This window comes from Geobacter sp. 60473 (assembly GCF_036323535.1).
Classification (GTDB): Bacteria; Desulfobacterota; Desulfuromonadia; order Geobacterales; family Geobacteraceae; genus Geobacter; species Geobacter sulfurreducens.
Genome location: NZ_AP028967.1, coordinates 1,923,080 through 1,939,356 on the forward strand (window position 1 = coordinate 1,923,080; position 16,277 = coordinate 1,939,356).

A 16,277-nucleotide genomic window follows, 5' to 3' on the forward strand; every position below is an offset into this window, starting at 1 on the left:
ACCTACTTCTTGTCGTCGAGCTGGGCCTTGAGAATGTCGCCGAACGTTCCCATGGAATCCTTGGTCTGCGCTGCGCCCTTGCCGCGGAATTCGGCAATGCTCCGCTCCTCTTCCTCTGCCGCTCGCTTGGTGGCGGCCAGCGCAAGGGAAAGACGGCGGCTCTCGCGGTCTACACCCTCGACCGTTACCTCAACGGTGTCACCCTCCTGGAGCACCTCCCGGGGATGAGCGATCCGCTTGCCGGCACCGAGCTTGGAGATGTGAATGAGTCCGTCGATACCCGGGGCGAGAGTTACAAAAGCACCGAACGGAGCGAGCCGCGCCACGGTTCCCGTGTGGTAGGACCCTTCCGGGAAACGCTCGGCAATCCCCTCCCAGGGGTCGGCCTGAACATCGCGGAGGCTGAGGGATATTTTGTTGTTCTCCCAGTCGATCCGCTTCACCAGGGCGGTCACCTGCTCACCCACGGACAGGACGTCGCCGATCTCCTTGACCCGGGTCCAGCCGGCCTCGGAAATGGGGATGAGCCCCTCCACGCCGCCGATGTCGACGAACGCGCCGAAAGGCATGAGACGGGTCACGGTGCCGGTTAGGGTCGTCCCCTCCTTGAGGGTATCCTTCAACGCCTCGCGCTTCTGGCGCTCTTCCTCCTCAAGGATCGCGCGATGGGAAAGGACGATGTTGCGTCCGCGCTCGGCGAATTCCACCACCTTGAACAGGAGCTGGCGGCCGACGAATTCGGCCGGATTGGCCGCCCGCCGGAGCGAAATCTGCGAATAGGGGCAGAAAGCGCGGACGGTGCCGCCGACCTTGATCTCGAAGCCCCCCTTGATTTCCTTCTCGACATTCCCCTCCACGGGGATGCCGGCACGATAGGCGTCCTCCAGGGCGGACAGGCCCGCCTGCCCCGTGCCGACCTTGGTGGTGAAGCGCATCTCGTTCCGCTCCACCTTCACAAACCAGACCGGGATGGCGTCCCCTTCGGCGACGGTCAGATTGCCGTCCTTGTCCAGGAGCTCCTTGCGCTCCATGACCCCTTCACCCTTGCTGCCGATATCGAGGAAAACCCACTCGGCGCCTATCTTGAGCACCCGTGCGTCCACTTTTGAACCCGGCCGCAGCCGCTCGGTCCTGCGATTGCTCTTTTCGAAGAGCTCGGCGAAGCTCTCCTCCTCGGCCGGCTCGTTTACGTTGTTTTCGTTGTCGATCATCGTTGTCTCCGTTGCGAAAAAGTTTCGGCTGTTTCGGCAGCTTGGGGCCGGTACAGCCGCACCAAGAGAAAGTAGTCGAAAGGGAGTGATTAGTCAAGCTTCTGGAGCCTCTGTCGCTTGCGAAACTCCCATGGCGGCACGGGGTTGTGATCCCGCCAGAGCCCGAGCCTTTGCCGGCGCGCCTCTTCTTCGGCCTCGCGATACTCTGACACGTGTGGCCTCCGCAGGTACTGCACATAGGCCCAGGCGTAGCCCCGGCGCACCATCTCCAGGTTCACGTTCACCCCATTCACCTCGATGGTCCCCACTTGGCGATTGTAAGTCGTGTCGCCGGTCAGGAGAATCTTCACCTCCTTGCCGAGCACGAGAGAGCTCAGTTCGTCGGCCGCTTCCTGTCCGTACGGCTGCCCCTGTTTCCGTTTTTTCGGAGTTTCGGGCGTATCAATGCCGTAGAGCCTGCAGGTGTAGGGCTTGCCGCCCCCTGCCGGGGCGATGACCACCGTGTCGCCGTCCTTCACCGTGATGACCCGGTCGCTGGCAGGGCGGCCCGAAGGTTTCGGCGGCCCCGGAACCCGCCCGGGGGTGAGCAGGTAGAGGGCCAGGATGAGCCCAATGAGCAGGAGCGTCCCCCCGAGCCAGAGCGTGTTCTTCATTCGTCAGCCTCCTGCGCAAAGGGGCCGGTCCCCCAAAGGAAGACCGGCCCCCGCACATCAAACAAGGGAATGTCCGCGGATCAGGCGGTGCAGCCGCAGCTCCGGCTGCAGCGGGCACCCGGCATGTGAATGGCCTTGATGAAGGTGGCGTCGGTGGCGGCGCGCACCTCCTCCAGCACCTGGGGAGGCACGGCCGAGTCAAGGGAAAGGATGACCATGGCTTCCCCTTTCTTTTCGCTGCGTCCCAGGTTCATGGAGGCAATATTGATCTCATGCTGTCCCATGATAGTGCCGATCTTGCCGATCATGCCCGGCCGGTCGGCGTAGTGGAGCAGCAGCATGTGCTCCTCGGGCGCAAAGTCCATGGAGTAGTCGCGCAGCCGTACGATGCGGGGCAGCCCCTCGAAGAGGGTGCCCGAGATGGTGCGGCGCTTGCTCCCCTCCCCTTCCACCACGATGGTGATGAGGTTGGAGAAGGCATCGGCATGGGTCGTTTTGGACTCCTCCACCACGATGCCCATCCCTTCGGCGATGAGAGAGGCGTTCACCATGTTCACGTCCTGGTCCACCATCCGGTTAAGGATCGACGCCAGGCCGCAGACCGTAAGCGGGGTGCAGTCGTAGTGGGCGATGGAGCCCGAGAAGCCGAAAACGATCTTCGAGATATTGGCGTCCAGCAATTGAATTCCGAACTCGCACAGGGTGTTCATGAGGTTGAGGAACGGCCGCATCTGGTCCATGAGCGCCAGATCGAAGCGCGGGATGTTCACGGCGTTCTCCAGGGGCTGGTCGTCCAGGTAGTTGAGAATCTCGCGGGACACGTCCACGGCCACGTTCACCTGGGCCTCAAACGTATTTGCCCCCAGATGCGGCGTCACCACGACCCTCTCGTGGCCGATGAGCTTTTTCAGATACTCGCTCTTGGGGGGCTCCTCGCTGAACACGTCCACGGCGGCTCCGGCCACCTTGCCCGACTCCAGGTACTTCAGCAGGGCCGCCTCTTCGATGATGCCGCCCCGCGCGGCGTTCACGATGATGACGCCGTCCTTCATCATGGCCAGCTCACGTTCGCCGATCATGTTGCGGGTCTCGTCGGTGAGAGGGGTGTGGACGGTGATGATGTCGCAGTTCTTGTAAATCTCGTCGTGGGAGACCAGCTTGACTCCCAGGTCATGGGCCCGCTTCACGGCGATGTAGGGATCGCAGGCGAGCACGTCGCACTCGAAGGCCTTGAGCCGCGTGGCTACCCGGCCGCCGACCTTGCCGAGGCCGATGACGCCGGCCGTCTTGCCCTTGAGCTCGTAGCCGGTAAACGGGGCCCGCTTCCACTCGCCGCTCTTCAGGCTGCCGTTGGCGCGGGTCACGTTGCGGCAGAAGGAGAGCAGCAGCGCCATGGCATGCTCGGCCGCGCTGTTGGTATTGCCGAAAGGAGCGTTCACCACGATGACGCCGCGAGAACTGGCATAGTCCACGTCTACGTTGTCGATGCCCACGCCCGCCCGGGCCACGAGCCTCAGCTTTTTCCCCGCGTCCAGGAGCTCCCGGTTCACGGTGGTGCCGCTGCGGGTGATGATGACGTCGTAATCGCCGATTATTGCGAGGAGTTCTTCCTTTTTGAGGCCGAGCTTCACATGGAGCTCAACACGCGGATCCTGGGCAAGAAGCGCCAATCCTTCTTGAGCCACCTCGTCAGTAACGATGATTTTCATTGATGATCCCCTGTGGTGTGGAATAGTAATGAGTAGCCGGGATAACCCGATGGCAAGAAAGTGCTTTGCGAGGCTGCGGAGAAGCGTTAATAATAGACCCCCCGATTGAAAATTGCAAGGCCGGCGAACCCTCCTGCCGGTATACGAGGGGGGGAGCGTTCCCGCAGGAAGGACCCATGACTGGACACCAGCCTTTTCACATTGTGCTCGTGGAGCCGGAAATCCCACCCAACACCGGCAACATTGCCCGCCTTTGCGGGGCCACCGGCACTGTGCTCCATCTGGTCGGAAAACTTGGCTTTTCTACCGATGACCGGTACCTGAAGAGAGCCGGCCTCGACTACTGGAGCGAGGTGGACATCCGCTACTGGGAGAGCCTCGACCAACTGCGGCAGGCCTGGCCCGAGGCACGCTTCTTCTATACGAGCAAGAAGGCGGCGCGCTGTTACGTGGATGCCGGCTTTCGCGAGGGCGACTTCATCGTCTTCGGCAAGGAAACCGTTGGACTGCCCGAAGACCTGCTCCGGGCCAACGAGGAGCACTGCGTGAGGATACCGATCTTCGGCAAGGTGCGGAGCCTCAACCTCTCAACCGCCGCGGGGATCGTCCTGTACGAAGCCCTGCGCCAGACCGGACGCCTTGCCGACCGGGCGGGTGAAAACGGAGAGTGATGTCGATGATCAAGGCCGGAATCACGTTCATGGTGCTGGCTCTCGTCTTCTACACCTACGCGGTCTTCAGCGGCAGGAAAGAGGGACTCCACGCCAAGCATCTGCTGGTCTTCGGCGCGGGGCTGCTGTTCGACTACCTGGGAACCCATCAGATGAGCCTCTACGCCAGGACCTTCGGCAAGGCCCCCGAATGGCACAACCTTACCGGCATCCTGTCCCTTGCGGGTATGGCCTTTCACTTTTTACTGGCTCTCGCGGCGGCGTTCGCCCGCAAGACCGAGCGGATCAACCACACCTTTCACCGGGTGAGTCTCACCATCTACACCCTCTGGTGCATCGCCTTCGCCAGCGGAGCCATCGCCGGAATGCTGAAGGCGGCTAAACACTAGCCCGACCGCGCCAGATACTCCCGCACGAACACCACAACCCGGGCGACATCCTCTCCCGGGGGCAGGGTCGCCGCCATCTGCTCCACGTAGTTTCGCTCCGCCACCAGCCGCCGCGACACGGCGAAATTCAGGTCGAACACCCATGAGAGCTGAAGGAGCTTGAAGTCGTTCAGGGTCCTCAAAGTCGCCAGATTGACCAGTTCTCCCCGCATGACCGTTTCCACCACCCCGGGAGTACAGACCGGCAGGTCCGGAAACCCCAGCCCCACCGCCGAAGCCTGCCTCTCCGGGGGCAGACGGTAGAATTCGAGGAATACCCGCCAGATATCCAGCTTGTCCGCGTCGCGCACCAGGTGCAGCAGCCGGCGGGCCGGGCCGTTGATAGCATCGGGAATCCGGAACGCATTGTGGAGCGCCACCGTTCCGAGGATCATCCGCCGCTCTTCCGCTGGCAGGCCGTCGAGCACCCGTTCCCGCGTCAGCACGCGGACGCCGAGTGTCCCATGGTTTTCCGACTCGCTGTCCTTGAAGGAGCCGTAGCAGCGGTACTGCTCGAACCGCCCCACATCGTGCAGCAGGGCAGCCGCCCCGGCCAGGCGCCGTTCCCCCGGATCGAGCCCCAGGTCCAGCGTCAGGATGTCCATGAAGGCGCAAACCTGCTCCGTGTGCTCCTCTTTCAGGCGGATGTTCCGGTTGTCTTCTTCGCGTGAGGTGTAAAAGGAGCGGCAGTAGCCGAGGAACCACTGCCTGAGGGAAGCAAGCCCCTCCTCGTCCAGGGTGGTTATGACGAAGGGGTCAGCGGACATCGGGCAGTGCCACGCGGATGCCGAGGCCGATGAAGGTGACGCCGGCCAGGACCTGGAGCCGTCCGGCAACGGCAGGTCGACGTCTGAGCCAATCCCCGATGAGTCCCGCAAAAATGGCCACGGCGCCGAAGATGATGATTGTCACGACCATGAAGATGATGCCGAGCCCCATGAGCTGAAGGCCTGGAGTGGCCGACGCGGGGGACACGAACTGGGGCAGGAACGCGAGAAAAAAGAGGGTTACCTTGGGATTGAGGATGTTTGCCACTATGCTCTGGCGGTAGATGGCCCCCAGGGCGTCGAAGCCGGCCGGCTCGCCCACCAGGGCAGCTCTCCGGTTCCGCAGCGACCCGATGCCGATGTAGATCAGATAAAAGGCCCCGGCAAGCTTGATCAGGGTGAATGCCACGTCAGAGGACCGGATGAGGGCCGACACTCCCACCGCCGCGAGAGTCGTGTGGAAGATACAGCCGGTGCTGAAACCGGCCGCGGCAGCCAGGCCGGCCATCCGCCCCTGGCTTACTCCCCGGGTGAGAACCTGGATGATATCGGGCCCCGGTGCAACGGTGACGAGAACAACGGAAACAAGGAACACACTGAGATTTGTCATGGTCTGCTCCGGAGCAGCAACGGAAAAAGGGGGCTTTTGCCCCCCTTTCACGCCCCTGGCAGCGGGATGCTAATCGTCGAAATTACCTTCAGCGCCCTTGTCACCCACAATTGATTTCGCCCGCTCGATGATACGGGCTTCGGTCCAGAGGGCCGGATCCTCTATACGGCTTCCCTTTGCCCCCACGTCGTGGGAACCGGCCGCGAGAATCGCCTCTATGGCGTAAGGTGCCGTGTCACGGGCGTTGAGCACCTCGGTCATCATCTTGTAGGCGAACTCCTCGACCCCCTTGGCCATCCGTTCGCGGATCTCCCTGGGCTGCGCCAGCAGCTTGTTCTCGAAGGGAAGATTCAGGTTCTTGTAGTCCCCCTTCTTCCAGCCTTTGCCTTCGGCATGTGCCACCATCTCGGCCCACAGCCCGTCGCTCATGCCGGCATCGGACTTCTTGATGAAATTGCCGCCGGCATCAAGTTGGGCATTGCCGTAATCGTTCACCTCAAGCCCCCAGGAGATCATCTGGAGCGCGGTGGCCACGTTGGCCTTGGTGGTGGCAGTTTCATTGGCGATGGCGCGGAGGCGCTCGGAGCTGTTGCCCGAGGTGCCGTGCTGGGCACCGTTGACCCGGTAGGGCTCCAGGGCCTTATGGATCTCGGCGGTGAGCCCGACCTGGATACCGGCGTCCGACGCCTCCAGACCGTGGGTGGTGCCGTTGTTCAAGGCAATCCAGTCGGGGAAGATGTCGTGGGCATTGAGTCCCTGGATAAGGAATTTCGCCTCATCCACGGTGGAAAGGCCTGTGTTCCCCTTGATTTCACCCACCTCGGTCTCAAGGCCGGCCCAGGACGGGATGAACGGATTGATGGCCAGGTTTGCCAGCAGGTTCTGGTCGTCCGGCAGGTGAGATGCGTCAATGGCGATGGAGGTGATACCCGCCTCGAACATGGTCGGGATCTCCACCTTGGCGGCGCTCAGATCCTTGTCGTTCTTTATGCCGTAGTGGTCGGCATGGATGGCCACCGGCACGGTGATCCCAAGTTCGTTGCATATGGCGTCGACGATGCGGGCCATGTTCCAGTAATTAACGGCACAGTAGGCCTTCTGGCCCCCCTCCGACTTGGCGATTTCGATGATGAGCGGGCAGTTGGCCCGCTGAGCTGCCATCAGTGCTCCGCGAATGACGAAGTAGTTGCGGCCGTTGGCGGCCATGGCAATGGCCTTCCCCTTTGCAAGCATGGCCCGGTCCACAACCTTTCCGCTCACGATGAGGGCCTTGGAGTTGGGGAAAAGGGCCCGGATGTTGGGGGGACGGCCGACCTGCAGGGCCTTCTCGAAATCGGCGGAGTACTGAGCTGTCATAGCACCTCCCTGTTTAGTAGCATTCAAATGCGTTTATCATAAATAAAACAACATGTTATTAGCATGACCGGGGGTAAAAATCAAGGAACGATTGCCCCGGCGGCAACGGTACTCATTTCCGGCCGATCCGGTCTTCCACGTAATCGGCGAACTCGTCCATGACCCGGGTCGGTTCTTGCGTGTTGTACTCCACGATGTTGCGCAGATGGATGAACGAATCGACCTCGATGCGAGAAAAGCGGAGGGCAACGCCGTTTGCGTCGGCGCGCACCACCTCGCCGGCCAGTTCCACATTCAGGGATGGCTCCCCCTCGGCCAGGGAGATGACGACTTCCACCTCTTCTCCAATGGCCGGCTTGTCCCCGTCGGTTTTCACGAACATGCCGTTGAGGCTCAGGTCGGCCACTTCGCCGCTAAACGAGCTTTCACCGTGGCTGACCGTTGCGGAAACAGCAAAGGGAACGCGTGTGAATCGCCTTTTATCCATCTTGAACACCTCCCGGATCAGTGCCGCCGCCTCCCTGTGCGAACCGGGCCTCCTGCCGTGCAATCACTAGGGATGATTAACGTTCCGCGCCCATTTGTCAACAGCATTTTGCCCTGCTCAAACCATCAGCCCCACTTGATAGAACGACTCGCGGCACCCTTTCGCAACCAGAATGGAACGACTGCTCATCCGACCATCCCGCACGCGGTGGCGCGCCATCCTTGCATTTGGCCCGGCTCCCCCCGTATAATGCTCTGGTTTGCAAGGAGAATGAAGTGATCAAAACCACCCCGTTCCATGAATCGTTGCTCGACACCCACTTGGTGGTGGATGTCCGGACTCCCCTCGAATACGAGGAGGATCACCTCCCCGGGGCCATCAACGTCCCGCTCCTCACCAACGAGGAACGGGTGGAGATCGGCACCATCTACAAGCAGACCGGCCCCATGGAGGCGCGCCGCCGGGGGCTGAACCTGACCGCCCACCGCTTTCCCGCCATGGTGGAGGCGATTGCCCGGGCCGCGGCCGACCGCCCCATTCTCGTCTACTGCTGGCGCGGGGGGCTCAGGAGCAAAACCGTCGTGTCGATCCTCGACCTGGCAGGGTTCGACGCGGTCCAGCTCCAGGGAGGCCACAAGGCGTTCCGCCACCTGGTTCTGTCGTCATTCGAACCCTTTACCCCCCCCGCGCCGCTGGTTGTCCTCCACGGCATGACCGGCGTGGGCAAGACAACGTTTCTCCTGCAGCTGGCACGGGCCGGTCATGCCGTGGTCGACCTGGAGGGACTCGCCCGCCACCGGGGATCGGCCTTCGGCGAACTGGGACTTCGCCAGGACATCTCCCAGAAGCGGTTCGAAACCCTCCTCTGGGACGCCTTCCGCCGGTTGCCTGCCGGCTGCCCCATCCTGCTGGAGGGCGAAAGCAGGCGCATCGGCAGGCTCACTCTGCCGGGCAACCTTTACGACGTCATGCGGGGAAGTGTGAAGCTCTGGTGCGAGGCGTCGGTGGCCACCCGGGTGGCCCGCCTCACGGAAGAGTACGGCCGCCCCGAATACCGTGACGGTATGGCCGGCGCCTTGGAGCGGATCAGGAAAAAGCTCGGCGGGGACAACTACGAAGCGATCAAGAGCCACCTGGACCGCTGGGAAATGGAACCGTTCATGGAAGGCCTGATCCGGCATTACTATGACAAGCTCTACTACAAGACTCGCGATTGGGTGGAGGATGCCGTCATTTCCCTGGAGGATTTTTCCTCAGGGGAGCGGGAACTGAACGCGTTCCTCGCCTCGCGCCCACAGGCCGCGGTGTAGAGCCATGCTGGCCCAGAGGTTGCGCAACCTCGTCCAGTCCATGGTGCTCGTGACGGGCATGGTGGGGCTTCTTCTCACTCTCGGCTGGCTCTTTGCCGGTGTCTACGGCATGGCATGGGCACTCCTGGTTGGAATCATCCCGCTGGTGGTGAGTCTGAGGGTCATTCCCGCTCTCATCCTCAGGATGTACAAGGCAAAGTCCCTCTCCGTCGCCGAAGCCCCCCAACTTCACGCTATCGTTAACCAGCTTTCCCGCCGCGCCGGCTTGGCGGAGCCACCCCGCATCCACTATATTCCCAGTTCCGCCCCTCTGGTCTTCTCAATCGGCAGCGGCAAGGGAGCCTCAGTGGCTGTTACCGACGGCCTGCTGCGGCTTCTGACCGTCCGAGAGCTTATCGGTGTTCTGGGGCACGAGGTCAGTCATATCGGCAACAGCGACACCTGGGTCATGAGTTTCGCCGACGTGGTGACCCGCGTGACCCGCCTCATCTCGCTGCTTGGACAAGTACTGGTCATCCTCAACCTCCCCCTGCTGATCCTGGGGGAGTGGTCTCTGCCGTGGATCCCCCTGCTGCTCATGCTCTTTGCCCCCACCATCAGCGCCCTGCTCCAACTTTCCCTCTCACGGACCCGCGAGTTCGAGGCGGACCTCTCCGGCTCAAAGCTCACCGGCGACCCGGCGGGGCTCGCCTCGGCCCTGGCCAAGCTGGAGGAGTATCAGCAGAGAGTCCTGAAAAAAAGCCGGCTTCCTGGCGTGAAGGGGATCGAGCCGTCCCTGCTCAGGACTCATCCCGTAACCGATGAACGGATCAAAAGGCTGAAAGATATTGAGCGGGAGATGTACCCGGACGAGAGCATGCTGGTCTGCCCCGAAGACGGCGGGCCGTGCGCCCCACCCCACATCGCGGAAGTGAGCCGCGTGCCGCATCGCCACCTGAGCGGCCTGTGGCACTGAGCCCGGAAATCAGCCTCACCCTCTGAAGGTGAAGTAGACACTCAGAAAACCGAGCAGAAGCGATACGGCCGTGGCCAGGGCGCAGGCACCAGCCAGGAAGGTGTGAAAGAGATTGTCGCTGCGCCGCTCGCGATAGCCGAGAATAAACGCCATGATGATCCCCCCCAGGATTCCCCCGCCGTGCCCCCAGTTGTCGATCCCCGGCACGATCAGCCCGAACAGGAAGAGACCGACCACCCATCCCCAGACTTCCTTGAAAACCGCCTGGCCGTAGAGCCCCCCCCTGCTCTTGCCGTAGTAGAGAAGCGAACCGATCAGGGCGCATATGGCGCACGACGCGCCGATGGTGTAGCCGGTGCCGGCCAGATAGGATGCCACGTAGCCGGCCACCCCGCCGAGGGTATAGATGGAAAACATCCGCCAGGTGCCGTATTCGCGCGCCACCAGCGGGGCGATCTGCCGCAGGGCCATCATGTTGAAGAAGATGTGCAGCAGGCCGCCGTGGAGGTAGTTGGCCGACAGGAGCGTCCAGAACCGGCCGAACCGGTCGATGGGCACCACGCCGGTGGCCCCCAGGAGCAGCAGGCTGTTGCGCCCCGGCGACAGGGCCGAAAAGAGCCCGCCTTGCCCCGGCGGGCGGTTGTCGACCAGCAGCGACGCCACATACATGATGACATTGACCGTCAGAATGATGGTGATGACCCTGTCCGCGTCGCCCCCACTCCTGGTGAAGGGGTTGTTCTTCAGCCACGACCCGGGGCGGGTGGTGCCACAGTAGGGACAGGCCGGCTCATCGCGGTTGATGAGGCGGCGACAGTTGGGGCAGAGTATCGAGCGGCGCTCGGCAGTTGCCATTCATGGACCTCACTCTGGGATGGGAGCAGCAGGGAAGCCGCGCGGGTACCGGGGCCAACGTCCACGGGGCACGGGCACGTCAGAATCGTACCGTGAAACGCCCCGGCGCGCAAGGCTCCCCTGCCGAAGCCGCGTCCCGAGCCAGTGCACCATGGCATGCAAATGGCCGTCGGACGAGGCTCCACGGGCACAGCGGCTTTGACGGTTCAGGGTAATGAGTGTATTATTAAATTATAAGATGATGTTCTTTGACAGCTTCGGTGCCGCACGGACGACGCTGCAGATGCTGTCGCGATGCCATCCGCCAGGAGCGTGGCAACCTCTTGAAAAAGGCGAACCGGATCGGTCTCCCGCCCCCGAGGTCCCGCAAGGAGCGCGTGGGCGCAGCCCGTGAACGTACGACCGACGGATTGGGATAAAGTGCCCTGATGCGGCACCGGACAAAAAAAGGAAGCCCGGCCTGTGAGCCGGGCTTTTGCATGTGGTGACTTCCCGTGAACGTTCCGGTGAATGCATTGACATCATCACAGGCTTTTTTATAGTTGTTACTAATCGTTCCCCAGCAACTCGTGATACCTGGAGGCCATCATGAACCTGGAAATACATGCCATCAAGATCGATATTCCCCAAGGCTGCAACATTATCCTGGGTCAGACCCACTTCATCAAGACAGCCGAGGATCTGTACGAAGTCGTTGCCACCACCGTTCCCCAAGCCCGGTTCGGCATCGCCTTCACCGAGGCCTCGGGGCCGTGCCTTATCCGAACCGAAGGGAACGACGATGAGTTGATCCGGGCCTGCGTCAGAAACCTGCAGGCCATCGGAGCCGGCCACGTCTTCTGCGTCCTGCTGAAGGAGGCCTACCCGATCAACATTCTGAACCAGATCAAGAACTGCCCCGAAGTCTGCCGGATCTTCTGTGCTACCGCCAACCCCCTCCAGGTCATCGTGGCGTCCACCTCCCAGGGGTGGGGAGTGCTGGGGGTCATCGACGGCTATCCGCCCAAGGGAGTGGAAACGGATGACGACCGGCAGCAACGCAGGGACTTCCTGAGAACTATCGGCTATAAGCGTTGATGCATACTGCATGCATAACGAACCCCACACACAAAGGGGACATTCGCTCGTCGAGCGCACGTCCCCTTCGGTTTCGCTACCCCTGGAACTCGGCCGGCCCCTCTTTATTTGCGCCGTGAGTTACGGTAGATGAGATACATCGTCGAGAATAGCGCCACGTCAACTCCTGCCAAGTAGAGGAAAAGGAGCCATTTCACGGATCCACCGCCTCCCCTCGTCAATCACTGCCGCAACCCGGCCCCGTCCGCAACAGATCCCGGCATGACTTGCAGAACAATCAGGTAGGCATATTAGCAGTATAGATCCTTCACCGACAGGGGCAATGGGAGAGGGAGGAGAGTCACCCGCGACGGGCGAGAAAATCGACCACAAATGTGGTAAGGGCCGGGTGGAACTGCAGAAAATCCCCCCTGAGCTCCCGGTGGCACCGGAGCAGTTCCCCTTCGCCCAGGGCAAGGGGATTCGGCCGACCGACCCGCGCCGACATCCGGCGGAGCACCCGACCGATCCCGGCAGAGTCGGCGTAAGAGGGAAGCCATTCATCGAACATGGGGGGGAGCAGCTGAACCAGTCGCTCGGGCATAAGGTGAGCGAACCCGATGGCAATCGAACGGGCACGTGTGATGAAGGAGTGGAGCGGCTCGGCGTGGTAGCAGTCCCATTCCGCGGCGAGAAAATGGTCGTAATAGATATCCACCAGCACCCCCCGGTAATGACCGAAGGAGGGAGCAAGTCGCCGCTTGCTCCGGGTAAATGACTCATGCCCGTTGGCAAAGGAGTCGATGGCCCGGTGGAGCTCCAGACCCAGCGTGAGCCGTTGTGGATAGCGGCCCGCCAGGGGCCCCTTGACGAAATCTCCCATAAGGTTGCCGGCCATGATCTCCGGATCGTCCCCGGAGAATGTCAAATGGGCAAGGATGTTCACGGAGCCCCGTCCGCTGGGGAAAGCGCCGGCGGCACCCAGGAGACGGCCCGAAGGCCGTCCCGGGGTGGAGTTGCGCACGTGGGCTCAGGATTGGGAGGCATGCAGGGCCTGATCGATGTCGGCAATGATGTCGGCCACATCCTCGATGCCGACGGAAAGGCGGATGAAATCCGGCGTTACCCCGGCTGAGAGGCGCTCTTCATCGGTGAGCTGCTCGTGCGTGGTGGATGCCGGGTGAATGACGAGGGACTTGGCGTCGCCGATGTTGGCCAGATGCGACAGGAGCTTCACGCTGTCGATGAACTTCTTGCCCGCCTCGAGCCCTCCCTTGACTCCGAAGCCGATGATGGCACCGGCGCCCTTGGGGAGGTACTTGCCGGCATTGCCGTGGTCCCGGTGGCTGGGCAGGCCCGGATAGTTGACCCAGGTGACCAGGGGGTGCCGCTCCAGCCATTCGGCAACAGTGCGCGCGTTGTCAACGTGGCGCGCCATGCGCACCGGCAGGGTTTCCAGCCCCTGGAGGAAGAGGAATGCGTTGAACGGCGCGAGGCAGGCCCCCATATCGCGCAGGAGCGTGATCCGCATCTTGAGAATGTAGGAGAGGTTCCCCAGGGCCTCCCAGTAGCGCAAACCGTGGTAGGAGGGATCCGGTTCCGTGAATTCGGGGAAACGGCCGTTGTTCCAGGGAAAGCGTCCGCTGTCTACCACCGCCCCCCCTATGCTCGTACCGTGGCCACCGATAAATTTGGTGAGGGAATAGACGGCGATGTCGGCGCCATGGTCAAAGGGCTTGAACAGGTACGGAGTGGTAACGGTGTTGTCCACCACGAACGGGATTCCCGCCTCATGGGCGATCCGGGCAATGGACTCGAAGTCATCCACGTTGTTTTTCGGGTTCCCCACCGATTCGGTGTAGATCAGGCGAGTGTTTTCATCGATGGCCCGGCGGACATTTTCAGGGTCAGCAGTGTCGACGAACCGGACCGATATCCCCAATCTTGGCAGAGTATAGTGGAAGAGGTTGTAGGTTCCGCCATAGAGATAGCTGGTGGAGACGATATTCTGCCCCGCGCCGGCGATGTTCAGCACCGCATACGTGATTGCCGCCTGCCCCGAAGCGAGAGCAAGCGCGCCCACTCCGCCGTCAAGTTCTGCCAGGCGTTTTTCCAGTACATCGCAGGTCGGATTCATGATCCGCGTGTAGATATTGCCGAACTCCCGGAGGCCAAAGAGATTGGCCGCGTGTTCGGAGCTGCGGAACGCATATGAAGAGGTCTGGTAAATGGGAACAGCACGCGACAGCGTCGTGGGATCCGGATCCTGGCCGGCGTGGAGGGCGAGGGTATCGAAGCCTTTTTGGATGTCGGACATGATGGAACTCTCCTCTCGTATGTGATGTTACCCTACAACAAAAGTACAGTTACCCGCCACCACATAATACATATACCATACCATACATGTCAACAAAAGAACCCTGTTCACTCCAATACTTGCCTAGCTATTTTCTCCCAAAAAGTACGGTTAATTCGAGAAGCTTTTTTGCGTGCTTAGCAGTAAGCATCCCCTCACTGTAACGCCACGACCAGTTGCCGTGCGGAGTTCCGGGGAGATTCATCCGGCTTGACCCATCAAGTCCCATGACATCCTGAAGCGGAAAAATTGCCATGTCGGCCACCGAGGCCATGCCGAGACGGATCAGTTCCCAATGGACCTCCTTACCCGTGGTGTCGGTGTAGGCCAGAACGTCTCGACGCTCCCGGGGGGAGAGGCTCTGAAACCAGCCCTGGGTGGTATCATTGTCGTGGGTGCCGGTGTATACCACGCAGTCACGGGTGAAGTTGTGGGGCAGGTAGGGATTGCCCGGGCCGGAATCAAAGGCGAACTGGAGGATCTTCATGCCAGGGAAACCGTAACGGTCGCGCAGTTCCTCCACGGCCGGAGTAATGACTCCCAGATCCTCGGCAATGATCGGCAGTGATCCCACCGCCCCGATGACGGCATCGAAGAGTGCCGTCCCCGGAGCGGGGACCCATCGGCCGTTCACCGCCGTCTTTTCTTTGGCCGGCACCTCCCAGCACGCCTCGAACCCGCGGAAGTGATCGACCCTGACCACATCATGGAGCGCGAACGAACCGCGGAAGCGCTCGATCCACCAGCGGAATCCATCGGCGGCCATGGCATCCCAGTTATAGAGGGGGTTCCCCCACCGCTGGCCTGTCTTGCTGAAATAGTCCGGCGGGACCCCGGCTACCACGGTGGGCTTGCCCTTGTCGTCGAGCTTGAAAAGTCCCGGATTCGTCCAGACATCGGCTGAATCGAAAGCCACAAAGATGGGGATATCGCCGACAACCGCAATCCCTTTGCCGTTGGCATACTCCCTGACATGTCGCCACTGACGGGAAAACTGCCACTGGATATACTTGTGCTCACCGATGACCACGCCCAGCCGCACCGAATACTTTTCGAGCGCGGCCGGCTCCCGGCGGGCAATCTCCTTGGGCCAGGCATTCCAGCTTTTGCCGCCGAAATGCTCCTTGAGAGCCATGAACAGCGCAGCGTCGTGGAGCCAGGCGGTGGTATCGCAAAAGTGCCAGAACTCCTGTTTGCGCTCCGTGTCGCCGTGGGCGTGGAACCGGGCCGCGGCGGTCCGAAGCGCCCGTGCCTTGAACGCCTCCACCGCCGGAAAGTCCACATGATCGTCAGGCATTTCCGCCACGGCCTCCTCGGGCTCCAGGTCCCCCTCATCCACGAGGGTCGCCAAATCGATCAGCAGGGGGTTGCCGGCAAATGCCGAATAGCAGGAATAGGGGGAATTGCCGTAGGCTGCGGGCCCCAGCGGAAGAACCTGCCAGAGGCTCTGCCCCGCCTCTTCGAGGAAATCGATGAAATGGCGGCACTCTTTCCCGAGCGATCCGATCCCTCCCGGCCCAGGCAGGGAAGTCGGATGGAGCAGGATGCCGCTGCGACGTTTCTGTCTCATGAAGTCCTCACTTTCAGTAAAATCCATTTACAAACTCGGGGAGAAGACGGTATACAGAAAACAAACGGCCGACGTCATGCCGGACGGAAACTGCACCACGGAAGGAACCGGCCAATCATGGAAACAATCAAGACAGCTCTCTTCGAAACCCTCGTCGACAGCGCCGTCAAAAACGATGACGGCACCTACACATTCTCTCTTGAAGGCAAGAGCTACATCATCAACGATCCTCTCGAGATCTCCAAGATAGCCCAGGACCACGGCTACATCATAATCTACTGAT

17 protein-coding genes are annotated in these 16,277 nt (G+C 61.5%); 6 read left to right on the top strand and 11 right to left on the bottom strand.

The genetic code is table 11. From position 1 onward, the window contains the following. Positions 1-2: 2 nt before the first annotated feature. The 3 genes from rpsA to serA all read right to left on the bottom strand — a co-directional run bounded on the left by rpsA (position 3) and on the right by serA (position 3,573). On the bottom strand, positions 3-1,211 hold the full coding sequence (gene rpsA, locus AABA48_RS08645; protein WP_338269927.1) for a 30S ribosomal protein S1: 1,209 nt from the start codon (positions 1,209-1,211) through the stop codon (positions 3-5). An 89-nt stretch (positions 1,212-1,300) separates the two neighbouring features. Next, a complete protein-coding gene (locus AABA48_RS08650) occupies positions 1,301-1,864 on the bottom strand; it encodes a thermonuclease family protein (protein ID WP_338269930.1) in 564 nt (187 codons plus the stop codon). Positions 1,865-1,944: 80 nt separating this feature from the next. Further along, positions 1,945-3,573: a phosphoglycerate dehydrogenase gene (serA, locus tag AABA48_RS08655; protein WP_338269933.1), complete on the bottom strand. Its 1,629-nt coding sequence runs from the start codon at positions 3,571-3,573 to the stop codon at positions 1,945-1,947. Between the two features lie 176 nt (positions 3,574-3,749). Here serA and AABA48_RS08660 point away from each other — a divergent pair, with 176 nt between their 5' ends. Together AABA48_RS08660 and AABA48_RS08665 are read left to right on the top strand one after the other, a co-directional pair. Continuing rightward, positions 3,750-4,244, top strand: coding sequence for a tRNA (cytidine(34)-2'-O)-methyltransferase (locus AABA48_RS08660; protein WP_214303024.1), 495 nt, complete (start codon positions 3,750-3,752; stop codon positions 4,242-4,244). A gap of 5 nt (positions 4,245-4,249) precedes the next feature. After that, positions 4,250-4,633, top strand: a complete 384-nt coding sequence (locus tag AABA48_RS08665) for an HsmA family protein (RefSeq protein WP_010941853.1) — start codon at positions 4,250-4,252, stop codon at positions 4,631-4,633. On the opposite strand, the gene AABA48_RS08670 is transcribed toward AABA48_RS08665, so the two are convergent. The 4 genes from AABA48_RS08670 to AABA48_RS08685 form a co-directional block, all read right to left on the bottom strand. Next, positions 4,630-5,409, bottom strand: a complete 780-nt coding sequence (locus AABA48_RS08670) for an HD domain-containing protein (protein ID WP_434007047.1) — start codon at positions 5,407-5,409, stop codon at positions 4,630-4,632. The two genes, AABA48_RS08665 and AABA48_RS08670, sit on opposite strands and share 4 nt — an antisense overlap. 19 nt (positions 5,410-5,428) lie before the next feature. Next, positions 5,429-6,049, bottom strand: a complete 621-nt coding sequence (locus tag AABA48_RS08675; RefSeq protein WP_286350114.1) for a LysE family translocator — start codon at positions 6,047-6,049, stop codon at positions 5,429-5,431. 69 nt (positions 6,050-6,118) lie between these two features. Next, positions 6,119-7,405 carry a class II fructose-bisphosphate aldolase gene (locus AABA48_RS08680; RefSeq protein ID WP_286350115.1) on the bottom strand — a complete coding sequence of 429 codons (1,287 nt, stop codon included), beginning with the start codon at positions 7,403-7,405 and terminating at the stop codon, positions 6,119-6,121. A 112-nt stretch (positions 7,406-7,517) separates the two neighbouring features. Next, positions 7,518-7,892 carry a PilZ domain-containing protein gene (locus tag AABA48_RS08685; RefSeq protein WP_286350116.1) on the bottom strand — a complete coding sequence of 125 codons (375 nt, stop codon included), beginning with the start codon at positions 7,890-7,892 and terminating at the stop codon, positions 7,518-7,520. A gap of 275 nt (positions 7,893-8,167) precedes the next feature. On the opposite strand from AABA48_RS08685, the gene mnmH reads away from it, so the two are divergent. Both mnmH and AABA48_RS08695 read left to right on the top strand, forming a co-directional pair. Beyond that, positions 8,168-9,202, top strand: a complete 1,035-nt coding sequence (mnmH, locus tag AABA48_RS08690) for a tRNA 2-selenouridine(34) synthase MnmH (RefSeq protein ID WP_286350117.1) — start codon at positions 8,168-8,170, stop codon at positions 9,200-9,202. Between the two features lie 4 nt (positions 9,203-9,206). Further along, positions 9,207-10,157, top strand: a complete 951-nt coding sequence (locus tag AABA48_RS08695; RefSeq protein ID WP_286350118.1) for a zinc metalloprotease HtpX — start codon at positions 9,207-9,209, stop codon at positions 10,155-10,157. Between the two features lie 15 nt (positions 10,158-10,172). On the opposite strand, the gene AABA48_RS08700 is transcribed toward AABA48_RS08695, so the two are convergent. Further along, complete coding sequence (locus AABA48_RS08700; protein ID WP_286350119.1) at positions 10,173-11,012, bottom strand: rhomboid family intramembrane serine protease; 840 nt, start codon at positions 11,010-11,012, stop codon at positions 10,173-10,175. 588 nt (positions 11,013-11,600) lie between these two features. Between AABA48_RS08700 and AABA48_RS08705 the strand changes: the two genes are divergently transcribed. Continuing rightward, entirely contained in the window at positions 11,601-12,089 is a 489-nt protein-coding gene (locus tag AABA48_RS08705; protein ID WP_286350120.1) for an adenosine-specific kinase, read from the top strand. Positions 12,090-12,429: 340 nt separating this feature from the next. On the opposite strand, the gene AABA48_RS08710 is transcribed toward AABA48_RS08705, so the two are convergent. The 3 genes from AABA48_RS08710 to malQ form a co-directional block, all read right to left on the bottom strand. Beyond that, complete coding sequence (locus tag AABA48_RS08710; protein ID WP_286350121.1) at positions 12,430-13,014, bottom strand: acyl carrier protein phosphodiesterase; 585 nt, start codon at positions 13,012-13,014, stop codon at positions 12,430-12,432. Between the two features lie 84 nt (positions 13,015-13,098). Further along, positions 13,099-14,385 (bottom strand): O-acetylhomoserine aminocarboxypropyltransferase/cysteine synthase family protein, encoded by a 1,287-nt coding sequence (locus AABA48_RS08715; protein WP_286350122.1) that lies wholly within the window; start codon positions 14,383-14,385, stop codon positions 13,099-13,101. A gap of 127 nt (positions 14,386-14,512) precedes the next feature. Then, the gene (malQ, locus tag AABA48_RS08720) at positions 14,513-15,994 is read right to left on the bottom strand and encodes a 4-alpha-glucanotransferase (RefSeq protein ID WP_338269945.1); all 1,482 of its coding nucleotides are present in this window, start codon (positions 15,992-15,994) and stop codon (positions 14,513-14,515) included. Between the two features lie 117 nt (positions 15,995-16,111). On the opposite strand from malQ, the gene AABA48_RS08725 reads away from it, so the two are divergent. Then, entirely contained in the window at positions 16,112-16,276 is a 165-nt protein-coding gene (locus AABA48_RS08725) for a hypothetical protein (protein WP_010941841.1), read from the top strand. The last annotated feature ends 1 nt before the right edge of the window (position 16,277 follow it).

Excerpts from the sequence above, each read along its gene's own strand:
- rpsA (WP_338269927.1), bottom strand. The coding sequence starts at position 1,211 with ATGATCGACAACGAAAACAACGTAAACGAGCCGGCCGAGGAGGAGAGC.
- AABA48_RS08650 (WP_338269930.1), bottom strand. The coding sequence starts at position 1,864 with ATGAAGAACACGCTCTGGCTCGGGGGGACGCTCCTGCTCATTGGGCTC.
- serA (WP_338269933.1), bottom strand. The coding sequence starts at position 3,573 with ATGAAAATCATCGTTACTGACGAGGTGGCTCAAGAAGGATTGGCGCTT.
- AABA48_RS08660 (WP_214303024.1), top strand. The coding sequence starts at position 3,750 with ATGACTGGACACCAGCCTTTTCACATTGTGCTCGTGGAGCCGGAAATC.
- AABA48_RS08665 (WP_010941853.1), top strand. The coding sequence starts at position 4,250 with ATGATCAAGGCCGGAATCACGTTCATGGTGCTGGCTCTCGTCTTCTAC.
- AABA48_RS08675 (WP_286350114.1), bottom strand. The coding sequence starts at position 6,049 with ATGACAAATCTCAGTGTGTTCCTTGTTTCCGTTGTTCTCGTCACCGTT.
- AABA48_RS08680 (WP_286350115.1), bottom strand. The coding sequence starts at position 7,405 with ATGACAGCTCAGTACTCCGCCGATTTCGAGAAGGCCCTGCAGGTCGGC.
- AABA48_RS08685 (WP_286350116.1), bottom strand. The coding sequence starts at position 7,892 with ATGGATAAAAGGCGATTCACACGCGTTCCCTTTGCTGTTTCCGCAACG.
- AABA48_RS08695 (WP_286350118.1), top strand. The coding sequence starts at position 9,207 with ATGCTGGCCCAGAGGTTGCGCAACCTCGTCCAGTCCATGGTGCTCGTG.
- AABA48_RS08700 (WP_286350119.1), bottom strand. The coding sequence starts at position 11,012 with ATGGCAACTGCCGAGCGCCGCTCGATACTCTGCCCCAACTGTCGCCGC.
- AABA48_RS08705 (WP_286350120.1), top strand. The coding sequence starts at position 11,601 with ATGAACCTGGAAATACATGCCATCAAGATCGATATTCCCCAAGGCTGC.
- AABA48_RS08715 (WP_286350122.1), bottom strand. The coding sequence starts at position 14,385 with ATGTCCGACATCCAAAAAGGCTTCGATACCCTCGCCCTCCACGCCGGC.
- malQ (WP_338269945.1), bottom strand. The coding sequence starts at position 15,994 with ATGAGACAGAAACGTCGCAGCGGCATCCTGCTCCATCCGACTTCCCTG.
- AABA48_RS08725 (WP_010941841.1), top strand. The coding sequence starts at position 16,112 with ATGGAAACAATCAAGACAGCTCTCTTCGAAACCCTCGTCGACAGCGCC.